Source organism: Mesorhizobium sp. PL10 (genome assembly GCF_053714315.1).
Window position 1 is genome coordinate 148075 of record NZ_JBSKBR010000007.1, and the last position, 15565, is coordinate 163639.

Annotated in this window: 11 protein-coding genes; 8 read left to right on the forward strand and 3 right to left on the reverse strand. The window is 65.2% G+C overall.

All coding sequences use genetic code 11. The features are described 5' to 3' along the window. Positions 1 to 200 precede the first annotated feature (200 nt). The 8 genes from ACWGTO_RS13715 to ACWGTO_RS13750 all read left to right on the forward strand — a co-directional run bounded on the left by ACWGTO_RS13715 (position 201) and on the right by ACWGTO_RS13750 (position 12773). The gene (locus tag ACWGTO_RS13715; RefSeq protein ID WP_454575360.1) at positions 201 to 2762 is read left to right on the forward strand and encodes an ATP-binding protein; all 2562 of its coding nucleotides are present in this window, start codon (positions 201 to 203) and stop codon (positions 2760 to 2762) included. Positions 2763 to 2770: 8 nt separating this feature from the next. Beyond that, positions 2771 to 4282 (forward strand): tRNA (adenosine(37)-N6)-threonylcarbamoyltransferase complex ATPase subunit type 1 TsaE, encoded by a 1512-nt coding sequence (tsaE, locus tag ACWGTO_RS13720; protein ID WP_454575361.1) that lies wholly within the window; start codon positions 2771 to 2773, stop codon positions 4280 to 4282. Continuing rightward, positions 4279 to 5007 (forward strand): nucleotidyltransferase family protein, encoded by a 729-nt coding sequence (locus tag ACWGTO_RS13725; RefSeq protein WP_454575362.1) that lies wholly within the window; start codon positions 4279 to 4281, stop codon positions 5005 to 5007. The genes tsaE and ACWGTO_RS13725 overlap by 4 nt, the downstream gene beginning before the upstream one ends. Beyond that, positions 5004 to 8126: a double-strand break repair protein AddB gene (gene addB, locus ACWGTO_RS13730; protein ID WP_454575363.1), complete on the forward strand. Its 3123-nt coding sequence runs from the start codon at positions 5004 to 5006 to the stop codon at positions 8124 to 8126. Before ACWGTO_RS13725 ends, addB begins: the two co-directional genes overlap by 4 nt. Further along, positions 8123 to 11641 carry a double-strand break repair helicase AddA gene (gene addA / locus ACWGTO_RS13735; protein WP_454575364.1) on the forward strand — a complete coding sequence of 1173 codons (3519 nt, stop codon included), beginning with the start codon at positions 8123 to 8125 and terminating at the stop codon, positions 11639 to 11641. The genes addB and addA overlap by 4 nt, the downstream gene beginning before the upstream one ends. Positions 11642 to 11714: 73 nt before the next feature. Continuing rightward, a complete protein-coding gene (trxA, locus tag ACWGTO_RS13740) occupies positions 11715 to 12038 on the forward strand; it encodes a thioredoxin (RefSeq protein WP_023672297.1) in 324 nt (107 codons plus the stop codon). Positions 12039 to 12170: 132 nt separating this feature from the next. Then, positions 12171 to 12452 (forward strand): cupin domain-containing protein, encoded by a 282-nt coding sequence (locus ACWGTO_RS13745; protein WP_023681396.1) that lies wholly within the window; start codon positions 12171 to 12173, stop codon positions 12450 to 12452. A 72-nt stretch (positions 12453 to 12524) separates the two neighbouring features. Further along, on the forward strand, positions 12525 to 12773 hold the full coding sequence (locus ACWGTO_RS13750) for a plasmid stabilization protein (protein ID WP_454575365.1): 249 nt from the start codon (positions 12525 to 12527) through the stop codon (positions 12771 to 12773). 23 nt (positions 12774 to 12796) lie between these two features. On the opposite strand, the gene ACWGTO_RS13755 is transcribed toward ACWGTO_RS13750, so the two are convergent. The 3 genes from ACWGTO_RS13755 to accD all read right to left on the reverse strand — a co-directional run bounded on the left by ACWGTO_RS13755 (position 12797) and on the right by accD (position 15553). Next, positions 12797 to 13216 (reverse strand): VOC family protein, encoded by a 420-nt coding sequence (locus ACWGTO_RS13755; protein ID WP_454575366.1) that lies wholly within the window; start codon positions 13214 to 13216, stop codon positions 12797 to 12799. 25 nt (positions 13217 to 13241) lie between these two features. Further along, positions 13242 to 14567: a bifunctional folylpolyglutamate synthase/dihydrofolate synthase gene (locus ACWGTO_RS13760; RefSeq protein ID WP_454575367.1), complete on the reverse strand. Its 1326-nt coding sequence runs from the start codon at positions 14565 to 14567 to the stop codon at positions 13242 to 13244. A gap of 62 nt (positions 14568 to 14629) precedes the next feature. Then, positions 14630 to 15553 (reverse strand): acetyl-CoA carboxylase, carboxyltransferase subunit beta, encoded by a 924-nt coding sequence (accD, locus tag ACWGTO_RS13765; protein WP_454575368.1) that lies wholly within the window; start codon positions 15551 to 15553, stop codon positions 14630 to 14632. Between the last annotated feature and the right edge of the window lie 12 nt (positions 15554 to 15565).

Consider the following 15565-nt stretch of genomic DNA (forward strand, 5'->3'; position numbering starts at 1 on the left):
ATTCCAGCACGCGCTATTGTGGTGATTCGCGGGCCGGGGACGAGGGCCGGCGCACGCATCGAGGGTATGATCCCGAAAAGTGGGAACCGGTTTTCGGAAAAGATCATGCTCTTCAAAAAAGAGTTAGATCAGGAGGGCGTTCTGCCGACGTCATCCTGATCTGGGCGGTCTTGCATTCAGGCGGCGAAGAGGACCAAGACATGCCGGGGGAAAACCCGCCTCGCGCGGGATGGGCCGTTTCCGGCGGCCACGACGATTCCGATATCACTGGCTCCGCCATGGCAGGCGGCGGCCTGAAGAAGCGCGCCGGCGCCCGCCTGGGAACCTTTCTCGCCACCTCCGCGCTTGCCCCGCTCACCTCGTTTGCCGCGCATGCCGAGCCATCCATTGCGCAGAAAGCCGGGCTGTCGGTCAGCGCGGTCGAGGTCATCCAGCTCGCCATGTTCGTCGGCGTCATGGGCGCCGCTCTGGTCTCGGCCATCTTCCTCATCCGAGAAAGAGCCCGCACCTCGGCGCAAAATGTCGAGCTCCGGGCCCGCATCGCCGACGTCAACGCGGCGCTGCAGCGTTCGGAAGCGCTGCTCAATCTGCGCGACCAGCGCATCATCGTCTGGGCTTCGGAAAACAAGAAGCCCGAGTTGATCGGAACCTTGCCGCTCGAAAGCGGCGCGCCGGAAGACCGTGCAGCATTCCTGGCCTTCGGCCGCTGGCTGATGCCGCGTTCGGCGGCCGCGCTCGAAAATGCCGTCGCGGGACTGCGCGAGAAAGCGAAGCCGTTCGATCTGGTCATCGAATCGCAGGCGGGCGCGCCGCTCGAAGTGCACGGCCGCAAGAGCGCCGCGCATGTACTGGTGCGCTTCGTCTCGTTGTCGGAAACGCAGCGAAGCCAGGCCAGGCTCAAGATTGAGAACCAGAGGCTTGCCGCCGATTACGACACCATCATCGGCCTGCTCGACGCCTTGCCGATGCCGACATGGCTGCGCGCCACGGACGGGCGGCTGAAATGGGTCAACCGCGCCTATGCCGGAGCGGTCGAGGCACCGAACGCCGAAGCTGCCGTGCGCGAGGCCAAAGAATTTCTCGGCGGCCAGGCGCGCGAACAGATCGCCGAACTGCACAAATCGCGCCCGGTCTTCGAACAGACGCTGTCGACGGTGATCGAGGGCGACCGCCGCGTCTTCTCCGTCACCGACTACGCCGGCAGCGACGGCTCGGCAGGCCTTGCCTGCGACACCAGCGCCACCGAGACGATCCGCGGCGAATATGAGCGCACGGTACGCAGCCATGCCGACACGCTCGACCAGCTGAACACGGCGGTGGCGATCTTCGATACCGACGAGAAGCTGCGCTTCTTCAACCAGGCATTCCAGAAACTGTGGGGGCTGGACTCTGGCTTCCTGCACAGCGCGCCGGACAATGCGCTTTTGCTCGACCGGCTGCGCAGCGAAGGCAAGATCGCCGAACAGCCGGAATGGCGGCGCTGGAAGGAAGGCCTGCTTGGCGCCTACCGCGCGGTGGAATCGCAGGAGCACTGGTGGCACCTACCTGATGGCAAGACCATCCGGGTGGTGGCCAACCCGCAGCCGAAGGGCGGCGTGACCTGGGTGTTCGAAAACCTGACCGAGAAGATGGATCTGGAAAGCCGCTACCAGACGGCGGTGCGGGTGCAGGGCGAAACGCTCGACAATCTGGCCGAAGGCGTGGCGGTGTTCGGCCCGGATGGGCGGCTGCGCCTGTCAAACCCGGCCTTTGTCGCGCTGTGGGGGCTGAGCCAGGATGTGGTCAAGCCCAACGTCCATGTCTCGGCTATCCGCGATCTCAGCGATCAGCGCGCCGTCGACAGCCCGTGGGGCGGGTTCGTCGCCGCCATCACCGGCTTCGACGACGAGCGCCGCGAGCGCCACGGCCAGACCGAGCTGAAGAACGGCACCGTGCTCAGCTACGCCGTCATCCCGCTGCCCAACGGGCAGGTGATGATGACCTTTGTCGATGTTACCGACAGCGTCAATGTCGAGCGGGCGCTGAAGGACAAGAACGAGGCGCTGCAGAAATCCGACCAGCTGAAGAACGAGTTCGTGCAGCACGTGTCCTATGAGCTGCGCTCGCCGCTCACCAACATTATCGGCTTCACCGAGCTGTTGTCGCTGCCGACGACCGGGCCGCTGACCCCGAAGCAGCGCGAATATGTCGAGCATGTCGGCTCGTCATCCTCGGTGCTGCTGACCATCGTCAACGACATACTCGACCTCGCCACCGTCGACGCCGGCATCATGCAGCTCGACATTTCGGAGGTAAGCGTCGAGCGCACCATCCAGGCGGCCGCCGAACTGGTCGCCGACCGGCTGGACGAGCATGCGATCAAGCTCAAGATAGACGCCGTGTCAGCGCCGAAGAGCTTCCATGGCGACGAGACCCGGGTCCGCCAGATCCTCTACAATCTGTTGAGCAACGCCGCCAATTACGCGCCGGAGGCGAGCACGATCACGCTGGCCTGCCGCCATTTGGAACAAGGCGTGGAGTTCTCCGTCCATGACGACGGCCCCGGCATGCCGCCGGACCTGCTCGATTCGGTGTTCCGCCGCTTCGAGCCGCGCACCAATGGCGGACGCCGGCGCGGTGCGGGGCTTGGCCTGTCGATCGTCAAGAGCTTTGTCGAGCTGCATGGCGGCTCGGTGCGTATCGAGACCGGCAAGGACAAGGGCACCACCGTCATCTGCACCTTCCCCGATGCACCGTCGGGCGTCCGCGCCGCGGCCGAGTAGCGCGATCGATGGCGACTGTGGTGCTGGAGCGTTTTCTCGCCGACGAGGCTTCGACCACAAGGCTCGGCGAAGATCTGGCGATGGCGCTGCGTCCGGGTGACGTGCTGGCGCTCAAGGGCGACCTCGGCGCCGGCAAATCAACTCTGGCGCGCGCGCTGATCAGGGCACTGGCCGACGATACCGGTCTCGATGTGCCTAGCCCCACTTTCACGTTGGTGCAGAGCTACGACACCCGCATCCCAGTCCATCATTTCGATCTCTATCGCCTGTCCTCGGCTGGAGAGATCGATGAACTGGGTTTCGACGAAGCGCTGCTGCAAGGCACTGCCCTTGTCGAATGGCCGGAACGGGCCGAGGCAGCGCTGCCCAGGACGTCGATCTGGATCGAACTCGTCCATCAGGGTGAAGGCCGATTGGCGAAATTGTCGGGCGAAGGTGCCGCCTTCGAGCGCGTGGCACGATCGCTGGCGATGCGCGATTTCCTTGAAAAGGCTGGTTGGGGCGAGGCCGCGCGGCGGCATTTCGTCGGCGACGCTTCGGCGCGTTCCTATGAGATCGTCTCGCTCGCCGGCTTTGCGCCGCGCGTGCTGATGAACTCGCCACGGCTGGTGTTGGGACCGCCGGTACGCGACGGCAAACCCTATGCGGTGATCGCCCACACCGCGCAATCGGTGACGGCCTTCGTCGCCATCGACAAGGCGCTGCTTGCGCAAGGCGTCAGCGTCCCGGAAATTCACGCCGAGGATCTCGATCAAGGGTTTCTGCTGCTGGAGCATCTGGGCTCGGAAGGCTTTCTCGACGGCCAGGGCGAGCCGGTGGCAGAACGTTATGCGGCGGCCGCCGAATTGCTGGCGATGATGCATGGCAAGACCTGGCCGCAGCGCATGGAGGCGGTGCCGGGCGTTTTGCACGACGTGCCGCCTTTCGATCGCGACGCCATGCTGATCGAGGCTGACCTTCTGGTCGACTGGTATGTGCCGATGGTGACCGGCGAGCAGGCAAGCAAGGCATTGCGCGCCGGCTATCACAAGGAATGGACCGCGGTTCTCGACCGGTTGGACGAACGCGACGACACGCTGATGCTGCGCGATTTTCATTCGCCCAACATCATCTGGCGCGGCGACCGTACCGGCCATGATCGTCTCGGCATCGTCGATGTCCAGGATGCGCTGATCGGGCCGGCCGCCTATGACGTCGCGTCGCTGGCCATGGATGCCCGCGTCACCGTTTCGCCTGACATCGAACGGAGCACCGTCGAAGCCTATGTCGCGGCGCGTCACACCGCTGGGGCCTTCGACGAGGCCGCCTTCCGCGAGGCCTATGCGATCATGGCGGCGCAGCGCAATTCGAAGATCCTCGGCATTTTCGTGCGGCTCGAAAAGCGCGACGGCAAGCCCTATTATCTGAAACACCTGCCGCGCATCCGCGACTATCTCAGGCGGGCGCTGGCGCACCCGGCCCTGAAGGGGTTACACGATTTCTATGTCGCCCATGGGCTGCTGGAGGAACGTTCGCCGTGACGGCTGGTCCCAAGACTGCAATGGTGCTGGCGGCGGGCCTCGGCAAGCGCATGCAGCCGATCACCGACACCATGCCGAAGCCGCTGGTGCGGATCGCCGGCAGGACCTTGCTCGACTGGGGGCTGGACAGTTTGCAAGCAGCCGGTGTCACCAAGGCCATCGTCAATGTGCACTATCTGCCGGATCAGATCGTCGCCCATGTCGCCGGACGGCGAACGCCAAAGATTGTCATTTCCGATGAGCGCGACGCGCTGCTGAATTCGGCCGGAGGCATCGTCAAGGCATTGCCGCTGCTGGGTGCCGAACCCTTCTACACCATCAATGCCGACACGTTCTGGATCGATAGCGGAGAGCCCAGCCTCGAGCGCCTTGCCCTTGCATGGGACGGCGAGAAAATGGATATTCTGCTGATGCTTACCGATCTCGACTCGGCGACCGGACATTGCGTCGGCACGGATTTCCTGATGGCGCCGGATGGCGACCTGCGGCGCTCGAAAGGCGACCCGGCCGGGTTGATCTATGCCGGCGCGGCGATCATCAATCCCGCCATCTTCAGGGATGCGCCGGCCGGGGCGCATTCGCTCAATGCCTATTTCGACAAGGCGATTGCCGCTGGCCGCCTGTATGGCATGCAGATGCGCGGAAGCTGGATCACCGTCGGCACGCCTGAGGCCATTGCCCCCGCGGAAGCCGCGGTCGCTGGCGCCCTCAAAAGGGCAGTATGAGCGGCTCGCGCCGCGTTCTCTCGATCCCGCCCGGAGCGCCATTCCTGCCGACTCTGGCGCAAGCCTTGCTGGCCGGCAAACTGGTGCCCGGATTCCGCTATGAAGGCGACCCGCTGGCGCTCGCCGATGTCACCATCTATGTGCCGACGCGGCGCGCGGCCCGCGCCTTGCGTGGCGCCTTCGTCGATCATTTAGGCGGCCGTTCGGCCATCCTGCCGGTGATCCGCCCGCTCGGCGAATTCGACGAGGACGAGGCCGCCTTCAGCGCAGACACTCCGGCCGAGCTTGAAATGGCGCCCCCGATCGCGGCCATCGAACGCCTGCTGCTGCTGGCGCCGCTTGTGCGGGCCTGGAAGCGCACCTTGCCGGCGCATGTGCTGGCGATGTTCGATGAGGAGATCGTCGTGCCGGCTTCCGCCGCCGATGCGATCTGGCTGGCGCGCGACCTTGCCCGACTGATGGACGAAATCGAGACCGAAGGCACCGACTGGACCAGGCTCGCCGATCTGGTAACCGGCAATCTTGCCGGCTGGTGGCTGGTGACGCTCGATTTCCTCCGCATCGTCACCGATGCCTGGCCGAAATTGCTGGAGGAGCGCGACCGCTCCAACCCGGCCGCACACCGCAACGCGCTGATCCGCCGCGAGGCGAAGCGGCTGGAACGCAACCCGCCCAAAGGCCCGGTGATCGCCGCCGGCTCGACCGGCTCGATACCGGCCACGGCGGAACTGCTTGCCGCGGTCGCCGGCCTGCCCAACGGCGCCGTGGTGCTGCCCGGTCTCGATGGGCTGCTGGACGAGCCGTCCTTCGCGGCGATTGCGGCGCCTGGCGCGCGGCCGGCTTTGCTCGGCCACCCGCAATACGGCATGGCCAAACTGATCGGCAAGATCGGCGTGCTGCGCGGCGATGTCGAGGAGGTGGTGACAGCAGAACCCGCCCTTGCGCTGCGCGCGGCCCTTGTCGGCGAGGCGTTGCGGCCGGCCGAGACCACTGAACTGTGGGCAGAGACACGCATCCGCTTCAACGCCGGCGACATCGCCGAGGCTTTTGCCAATGTGACGCTGGTCGAAGCCGCCAGCGAACGCGACGAGGCCGTGGCGATCGCCATCGCGCTCAAGACCGCCGTCGAGCTGCCGGGACAGCGGGCAGCACTCGTCACCGGCGACCGTGCGCTGGCGCGGCGCGTCTCGGCCGAGCTGTTGCGCTTCGGCGTCACCGCCGACGATTCCGGCGGCACGCCGCTTGCCAACACGCCGGCGGCCAGCCTGCTCCGGCTGACGCTGCAGGCCGTGTTCCGACCCGGCGATCCGGTTGGCCTCTTGTCGCTGCTCAAGCATCCGCTGCTTGGTCTTAGCCTGGGGCGCGCCGGCGTGCGCCATGCCGCCGAGCTCATCGAACTGGTGGCGCTCCGCGGCGGCACCGGACGCCCCGACATCGCGTCGCTGCCGGCGCTGTTCGAGGAGCGTCTTGCCGGGTTGAGCGGCGACAAGCGCCAACCCTTCTGGTTTTCGCGGCTGACCGTGCGCGGCATCGAGGAGGCGCGTGAGTTGCTGAGCCGGCTTACGACAGCGCTGGCGCCGCTGGCCGTCTTTCGCGGCGAAGCCAATGCCGATTTCGTCGCGCTGACCAAGGCGAGCGTAGCCGCGCTGGAGAACCTCGGCCGCACGGCCGACGGCAGTCTCGCTGAGCTGTACGACAGCGACGCCGGCGAAAAACTCGCCGAATTGCTGCGCAGCGTGGTCGCTGCTTCGGCGTCCTTCGACTTCGCCGCCGACGAATGGCCTGATGTGATGGATGCGCTGATTGCGCCCGAGACGGTCAAGCCGGGGCAAGGCACGGATCGCAACATCGCCATCTGGGGCGCGCTGGAGGCGCGGCTGCAGAGCGTCGACACGCTGGTCATTGGCGGGCTGAACGAAGGCGTGTGGCCGCGCAAGCCGGAGAGCGACCGCTTCATGTCGCGGCTGATGAAGACCGGTATCGACCTCGAGCCGCCCGAACGCCGCATCGGCCTTGCCGCCCATGATTTCCAGATGGCGATGGGCGCGAAGAAGGTGATGCTGACGCGCTCCGCCCGCGCCGGCGATGCACCGGCGGTGCCGTCGCGCTGGCTGCAGCGCATTCTCACCTTCATCGGCAAGGATCCCGCCACCGCGCTGCGCCAGCGCGGCGATGAATTGCTGGCCTGGGCCCGAACGCTCGATGCCGGCGAGCGGCAGCATTTCGCGCCACGACCACAGCCGAAACCGCCGCTTTCTGTCCGGCCGCAGCATTTCTCGGTCACCGAGATCGAGACGCTGCGCCGCGATCCCTATGCGATCTATGCCCGACGCATTCTGAGCCTTCTGCCGCTCGAGCCGGTGATCCGCGATCCCGGTGCCGCGGAGCGCGGCACGCTGTTTCATGACATCCTGCATCTGTTCTCGACAGAGGTAGCGGACCCGCGCGCGCCGGAAGCTCTCAACAGGCTCATTTCGGCCGGCCGCAGATGCTTTGCCGATGTAGCCCTTCCCGCCGATGTCGAGGCCGTGTGGTGGCCGCGGTTCGAAAAGCTTGCCGCCAACATCATCGAATGGGAGCGTGGCCGGGCTCCCGCCGTCGCACGGCGGCATGCCGAGGAGCGGGCCGAAAAGACCGCTGTCGCCCGCACCGGCGTGACGCTGTCCGGCTATGCCGACCGGGTAGACCGGCTGGCTGGCGGCATGGCTGACATTCTCGACTACAAGACGGGTTCCTCGCCCTCCAAGGCCCAGGCGCACACGCTGCTTTCGCCGCAGCTGGCGCTGGAAGGCGCGCTTCTGCGGCGAGGCGCCTTCAAGGGGCTTGGCGCGCGCGAACCCTCGCAACTTGCTTTCATCAGGTTGAAGCCGAATGGCGAAGTGTTCGAGGAATCCATTCTCGACTACAATCGACAGCCCAGAACCGCCGAAGACCTTGCCGAAGAGGCCTGGGCGCGGCTGGAAAAACTACTGATCCACTATGCCGATCCGACGACCGGCTACCTGTCGCGGGCGCTGCCGTTTCGAGAGGGCGAGAGCGATGGCGATTACGACCATCTGGCACGCGTGCTCGAATGGTCGGCCGGCGGCGACAACGACGATGAGGGCGGGGAGGCATGAAAAAAGCCTATCCCATCCCCAGTGAGACCGCCGCCAGTCAGGCGCGCGCCTCCGACCCGAAGAACTCGGCCTGGGTGTCGGCCAATGCCGGCTCGGGCAAGACGCATGTGCTGGCCCAGCGCGTCATCCGGCTGCTGCTCAACGGCACCGATCCGTCGAAGATCCTGTGCCTGACCTATACACGGGCGGCCGCCGCCAACATGTCGAACCGCGTGTTCTCGACGCTGTCGGAATGGACGGCGCTTGGTGATGCCGAGCTTGCCACCAAAATCACCGCGCTCGACGAGCGCCGGCCCGATCGCGACACCATGCGCCGGGCGCGGCGACTGTTTGCCGAAGCGCTGGAGACGCCGGGCGGGCTGAAAATCCAGACCATCCACGCTTTTTGCGAATCGGTGCTGCACCAGTTTCCGCTCGAGGCCAACATTCCGGCACATTTCGAATTGCTCGACCCGCAGATGGAGGCCTCGCTATTCGCCGCGGCGCGCCGCGACATGATTTCGGGCACGTCAGCGGGTGACGCCGGACTGGCCGAGGCCTTTGCCACCGTGCTGGAACGCGGCGGCGAACACGGGCTCGACGCGCTGCTGACTGAGATCGTGCGCAAGCGCGACGGCTTACGCGGCTTCATCAATGCGCTCCGTCGCGGCGGCGCCGGCTTTCAGGCTCTGTTCGGCGAATTCCATTTCCGCCCGGGACAGAGTGCCGAAGACATCGCGGCCTCGGTCTGGCCGCTTCCCGGTTTCCTGCCGGACTTCTTTGCCGTGTTCGCCAGCGCGGCGGAAGCCGCCGATGCGCGCATCGTGCTGAACAACCTTCTGCCCTACGCCTGTTTGGCCTTTGCCGAGACGGACCCGATCCGCCGGCTACAGATGCTGGGCAAGGCCTTCCTCAAGGCCGATGGCGACCCCTATGATCCCTCGAAGGCGTTCAAGAAGGCACTGCTTGACCGGCTGCCCGATCTCCCCGAGCGCTATCTGGCGGCCGTCAAGGCGATCGTCGACGTCTCCGACCGGCTGGCGCTGTTCCGGATGCTGGAAGGCACGGTTGCGGCGCTGACTATCGCAGACTGGCTGATCGTGCGTTACGAGCGTCTGAAGCGCAGCCGCAGCTTCCTCGACTTCAACGATCTCATCACGCGCACGGTCAATCTTCTGGCGCGGCCCGATGCCGGTCCCTGGGTGCAGTACAAGCTCGACCAGGGCATCGATCATATCCTGCTCGACGAAGCCCAGGACACCAGCCCTGACCAGTGGGAGGTTGTGAAGCGGCTGGCGGAAGAGTTCTTTGCCGGCCATGGCCAGCGCGGTACGGCCAACCGCACGGTGTTTGCCGTCGGCGACGAGAAGCAGTCGATCTATTCCTTTCAAGGTGCCGCGCCGGATTCCTTTGCCGACAGCCGGCTATTGTTTGCCGGGCGCGTGCGCGATGCCGAGGCTTCGTTTGCCGACCTCAAACTGACCTGGTCGTTCCGCTCTACCGACGATGTGCTGGCCGCCGTCGACCGCGTCTTTGCCGATCCGGGCGTGCGGCGCGGCATCAGCCATGACCCCGATCCGCTCGACCACAAGGCGATCCGCAACGATGCGCCGGGCTATGTCGAGGTCTGGCCGTCGCTCGGCGCCGACGCCGTCGAGGAGCCGGACGACTGGACGCTGCCGGTCAACCATGCCAGCGCGCCGGCGGTGCGGGTTGCCGAACATGTGGCGGCGACGATGCAGGCCTGGCTCAAGGACCGCGAGATCATCGAGGGCAAGGGGCGCAGGTTGAGGGCCGGCGACATTCTTGTGCTGGTGCGCAAGCGCGACCGGTTCGTGCATGCGCTGTCGCGGGCGCTGAAGGACCGCGACATCCCGGTCGCCGGCGCCGACCGGCTGAGCCTGCCCGGCCATATCGCGGTGAAGGACCTCATCGCGCTCGGCCATTTCCTTATCCAGCCGCAGGACGATCTGTCGCTTGCCGCCGTGCTGCGCAGCCCGATCTTCGACGTGTCGGAAGAGACGCTTTTTACGCTTGGCGCGGGGAGGCCGGCCGGAATGTCGCTGATCGCATCGCTGCGGCGGCACGCCGACGACAATGCGGCGCTGGCCGCTATCGTCGCCCGACTCGACGGCTGGGCCAATGAGGCGGCGTTCCGGCCGGTGTTCGAATTCTATGCCGGCCTGCTGGCGCGCGACGGCCTGCGCAAGAAGATGATCGCCCGGCTCGGACCGGAGGCCGGCGACATCCTCGATGAGTTCCTGAGCTTCTGCCTGGCCGAGGAACGCACCGGGCTGCCAGGGCTGGAGGCCTTCCTGGCAACGCTGGAGAACACCGGCCCGGAGATCAAGCGGGAAATGGACCAGACGCGCGACGAGGTCCGCGTCATGACCGTGCACGCCGCCAAGGGTCTGGAGGCGCCTGTCGTCTTCCTGGTCGACGGCGGGTCGGCGCCGTTCAGCGACCAGCATTTGCCGCGGTTGATGCCATTCGACGGCTCCGGCCGCAACTTTGACGGCAAGGGCTACCTCTGGCGCTCGGCCGCTGACGTTACCAACGGCTTTTCCAGGGCTGCCTCGGCCCGGGCGCGAGAGCTGGCCGACGACGAATACCGACGGCTGCTCTATGTCGGAATGACGCGCGCCGAGGACCGGCTGATCGTCTGCGGCTATCACGGCAAGCGCGCACCCAGCCCCGGCACCTGGCATTCGATCGTCAGCCGCGCGCTGACAGGTGCGCCCGAAAGCACGGAGCGCCGCCATCCTGCCAGCGGCGAACCGGTGCACCGCTTTGTCATGACCAAGCTGCCGCCGGTGGCGCAGGCGGCGGCAGACGAGACGCGACTGCCGCAGCAGGTTCTGCCGCTGCCGGCGAGCCTCTACCGGGCCTTGCCGCCCTATGAGGAGCTGCCGCGCCCGCTGTCGCCCTCCGGCGCCTCGGCCCTGATCGACGAGGGCAAGGAGGCGGTCGTCGATACGCGCTCGCCGGTACTCGACTCGGAAGCGGAGCCCGGTTTTGCGGTGATGCGCGGGCTGACGATGCACAAGCTGCTGCAGATTTTGCCCGGCTTCCCCGAGGGCGAACGGCAGGGCGCGGCGGGACAGTATCTAAGCCGTGCCGGCGCCGACTGGACTGAAGCCGAACGCAGCGCGGCGCTGGCCTCGGTGATGGCGATCCTCGGGGATCCGCGTTTTGCCGAGCTGTTTTCGCCCTCCTCGCGTGCCGAAGTCGCTATTATGGGCAGCCTCGAGGTCAAAGGCAGATTGCGTTCGATCTCCGGCAAGATCGACCGGCTGGCGGTGACGCCGGAGCGCGTTTCGATCGTCGACTACAAGACCAACCGGCCGGCACCTGCCACACTCGCCCAGGTGCCGCCGACCTATATGCTGCAGCTGGCGCTCTATCGCGCGCTGCTCCAGCCGCTTTATCCCGGTCGCGACGTGACGGCAGCGCTGCTGTTTACCGAAGCGCCGAGGCTGATCGAACTGCCGGGGCAGGCTATGGACGACGCCCTTGCCCGACTCACGGGAGCGTGACACAAGTTCTGCTTGAAGAAGGGCTGCTTAACCACCACATTTGGTGCGAGATAAATTTCGAAAGGATTTTCGCATGGCCACCGTCAAGGTCGACAAGAGCAATTTTCAGGCCGATGTACTCAACGCCTCGCAGCCCGTCGTGGTGGATTTCTGGGCGGAATGGTGCGGCCCCTGCAAAATGATCGGTCCGTCGCTGGAAGAGATCGCCAATGAGCTCGGCGACAAGATTAAAATTGCCAAGCTGAACATCGATGAGAATCCCGAGCTTGCGGCGCAGTTCGGCGTGCGCTCGATCCCGACGCTGATGATCTTCAAGGGCGGCGAAGTGGCCGACATGAAGGTCGGTGCGGCGCCGAAGACCGCCCTTTCGCACTGGATCAACGGCAGCCTCGCCTGATCGCTTAAGCATTACCGATATTCGAAGCCCGGCCTCGCGCCGGGCTTTTCTTTGGCGTCATAGTCCGCCCACCTCTGGCGCTGGCATCTGCGCACTCCATGTCATCTGCTTGAGGCAGGACAGGAGGGACAAATGACCGGATCCGCCAAGGCCACCGTCTTCATCGACAATGAACGCGTCATCGTCACCGAGTACCGCTTCCAGCCCGGCGACAACACCGGCTGGCACCGGCACGGCCACGACTATGTCGTCGTGCCGCTGATGGACGGCAAGGTGAAGCTTGTGACCAAGGACGGCGAGAGCTTCGCCGAGATGAAGAAGGGTGCACCCTACTTCCGCAAGGAGGGCGTCGAACACGATGTCATCAGCGCCAATGACGGCGAATACGCTTTCATCGAGATCGAGCTGAAGTGATGGCGTGCCATCCGCTGCCATCTTGATGGCACGTCCTAATTGGGGATACATTTTTCTCGAAGGTAGTCTGAAATGGCCGAACCGCGGCTTTACGTGCGCAGCGCAAAAGCACGAGATCTTGCGCATCGTCTTGCTCGTCGCGAAAACCGCTCGATAGCGGATATCGTCGAACGCGCGCTTGAATCCTATGAGATTCGGGAGGCCGGGCGGGAACCGGCGTCCAACTTCTACTCCCGCCTGACGGCAAGCAGTGGCGCGGACATCGATCTGGAAGAAATCATCCGAGAAAGCCGCAGAGTCCATACAACGCCGGAGCTTTGATCCTCATCGACACCAACAACAGGTCACCAGTCGGCGATGCGGTCGCCGCCGGTGAATTGCGCGCTTTTTGCAGTGTATTCAAACAGCTCGATCTTCACGCCGTTGGGGTCGCGGATCCATGCTTGAAACGTGTCGTCACAGGCGTGTTTCTTGGCCGTGACGTCGACGCCCTTCGATTTGATGTGGGCGATCGCCGCGTCGATGTTTTCCACCTCAAGGCAAAAGTGGTTGATCTGGTTCTGCTCGCTGTATTCGGTGCCGTCCTTCTGGAACACCTCGACATGGCTGCGGCCGCCGCAATTGAGGTAGAAGCCGAACACCTTGCCGTCGCGCAGGAAATTGAACTGGGCGTCGAGGCCAAGCACGTCACCATAGAAGCTTCGCGTCACTTCCAGATCATGCGCGAAAATGCAGACATGGGCGAGCTGCTTGACCTTGATCATGACGGGCTCCTCGCAGTGAACGGCTTCAGGTCGGCGGCGTGCCGTTTTCTGCCAGCACCGCGCCGGCGAGATACAAGGAACCGCCGATCAGGATGCGTGGCGCCGGGCCATCCCAGGTGTCGCGCAGCAGCATCAGCGCGCTGGCGACGGAACTGACCGGCTCGGCGGTCAGCCCGGCTTCCGTCGCGCGGACCGCCAGCTCGTCATTCGGCACACCGGCATCGCTCATGCTCACCGGCACGGTGTAGACATGCCGTGCCAGACCCTTGAAGGCGCGAAAATAGCCGCTCTGGTCCTTGGTGTTGATCATGCCGGCAATCAAAAACAGCGGCCGCGGGTTCTTCTCTTCCTGCTCGGCCAAAGCTTCGGCAATGACCACGCCGGCGCCGGGATTGTGGCCGCCGTCGAGCCAGATGTCGGCCCCCTTGGGCGCCAGTTCCGCCAGCTTGCCCTGTGGCAGCTTCTGCATGCGGCCTGGCCAGGCGACGGTGGTCATCGCCTTTTCCGTGGCGCGGTGGCTGATCTCGAAGCCGGCGGCCTTGACCGCGGCAATGGCTGCCGCCGCATTGGCGAACTGGTGGCGTCCGGGCAGGCGCGGCGGCGGCAGGTCCATCAGCCCGTCCTCGTCCTGGTAGACCATGCGGCCGTTTTCCTCGAAGGCGAGGAAATCCTGGCCATAGACGAAGGTCGGGCAATCGAGCCGCTCGGCGGTTTCGATCAGCACCTGCAGCGCCGTTTCGCTCTCCTGCGCGCCGATCACCACCGGGCAGCCGCGCTTCATGATGCCGGCCTTTTCGGCGGCGATCAGCTCGACCCGGTCGCCGAGATAGGCTTCGTGGTCCATCGACACCGGCATGATCACCGACACAGCCGACCGGGAGACGACATTGGTGGCGTCGAAGCGGCCGCCAAGGCCGACCTCGATGATGGCGGCAGCAGCCGGGTGCTCGGAAAACAGGATGAAGGTGACGGCGGTGAGTATCTCGAAGACGGTGATCTTCTGGCCTTCATTGGCCCTGGCGACGCGCGCAATGGCTTCGGCGAAGGTCTCGTCGTCGACCAGCCTGCCGCCGCCTTCGGCTGCCAGCCGATAGCGCTCGGCCCAGTTCACCAGATGCGGCGAAGTGTGGACATGGACGAGATGGCCGCCGGCTTCGAGCAGCGCGCGCGAAAAGGCCGCGCACGAACCCTTGCCGTTGGTGCCGGCGATGTGGATGACCGGCGGCAGCCGGTCCTGCGGATTGCCGAGGCGTTCGAGCAGCCGGGTGATGCGGTCGAGCGAAAGGTCGAACCCTTTCGGATGCAGCGCCATCAAGGCGTCGATTTCGCGATCTGCGGCAAGCGTTGTCATGGGAGAATCCTAAGCATGCGCGCAGGCGCACGCAATCACTGATAGCGGCCAGAAATGTCGCGTCAGGCCTGCGGCCGGGCTTCCGTCGGGAGGATGGCTGGCGGCAGGATCTCCGGCTCCAGCGGCTTTTGCTCGGGAACCTTGAGCAGCATTTTCAACAGCCGTGCAATCGTTTCGCGCAGTTCAAGCCGCGACACCACCATGTCGACCATGCCGTGCTCCATCAGATATTCGGAGCGCTGGAACCCGTCCGGCAGTTTCTCCCGGATGGTCTGCTCGATGACGCGCGGGCCGGCAAAACCGATCAGCGCGCCGGGCTCGGCGATGTGGACGTCGCCCAGCATGGCGTAGGAGGCGGTGACGCCGCCAGTGGTCGGGTTGGTCAAGACGACGATGTAGGGCAGGCCGGCTTCCTTCAGCCGATCGAGGCCAACCGTAGTGCGCGGTAATTGCATGAGGGACAGGATGCCTTCCTGCATGCGGGCGCCGCCGGAGGCTGCGAACAGGATCAGCGGCCGCTTGCGCTGCAAGGCGACTTCGAAAGCATGCACGATGGCGTCACCGGCGGCCATGCCGAGGGAGCCGCCCATAAAGGCGAAGTCCTGCACCGTCACCACCACCGGCAGGCCTTCGACCGTGCCCAGCGCGTTGACGATGGCGTCTTCCAGGCCGGTCTTGGCCTTGGCGTCCTTGAGGCGGTCGGTGTAGCGCTTCTCGTCGCGGAACTTGAGCGGGTCCTGCATGACCTTGGGGTTCTCAAGCTGCTCGTATTTGCCGTCGTCGAAGAAGAACTTCAGCCGCTCCTTGGCCGAGATCTTCATGTGATGGCCCGATGACGGAATGACGAACTGGTTGGATTCCAGGTCCTTGTGGAACACCATCTCGCCGGTCTCTGGATCCTTGATCCAGAGATTCTCGGGCATGTCGGTGCGCCGGCCGAGCATCGAATTGATCCTCGGGCGAACGTAATTGGTGATCCAGTTCATCGCTTCGGCTCC

What these genes read in the sequence shown, in the direction of transcription:
- ACWGTO_RS13715 (WP_454575360.1), top strand. Translation starts at nt 201, where the DNA reads ATGCCGGGGGAAAACCCGCCTCGCGCGGGATGGGCCGTTTCCGGCGGC.
- tsaE (WP_454575361.1), top strand. Translation starts at nt 2,771, where the DNA reads ATGGCGACTGTGGTGCTGGAGCGTTTTCTCGCCGACGAGGCTTCGACC.
- addB (WP_454575363.1), top strand. Translation starts at nt 5,004, where the DNA reads ATGAGCGGCTCGCGCCGCGTTCTCTCGATCCCGCCCGGAGCGCCATTC.
- addA (WP_454575364.1), top strand. Translation starts at nt 8,123, where the DNA reads ATGAAAAAAGCCTATCCCATCCCCAGTGAGACCGCCGCCAGTCAGGCG.
- trxA (WP_023672297.1), top strand. Translation starts at nt 11,715, where the DNA reads ATGGCCACCGTCAAGGTCGACAAGAGCAATTTTCAGGCCGATGTACTC.
- ACWGTO_RS13745 (WP_023681396.1), top strand. Translation starts at nt 12,171, where the DNA reads ATGACCGGATCCGCCAAGGCCACCGTCTTCATCGACAATGAACGCGTC.
- ACWGTO_RS13750 (WP_454575365.1), top strand. Translation starts at nt 12,525, where the DNA reads ATGGCCGAACCGCGGCTTTACGTGCGCAGCGCAAAAGCACGAGATCTT.
- ACWGTO_RS13755 (WP_454575366.1), bottom strand. Translation starts at nt 13,216, where the DNA reads ATGATCAAGGTCAAGCAGCTCGCCCATGTCTGCATTTTCGCGCATGAT.
- ACWGTO_RS13760 (WP_454575367.1), bottom strand. Translation starts at nt 14,567, where the DNA reads ATGACAACGCTTGCCGCAGATCGCGAAATCGACGCCTTGATGGCGCTG.
- accD (WP_454575368.1), bottom strand. Translation starts at nt 15,553, where the DNA reads ATGAACTGGATCACCAATTACGTTCGCCCGAGGATCAATTCGATGCTC.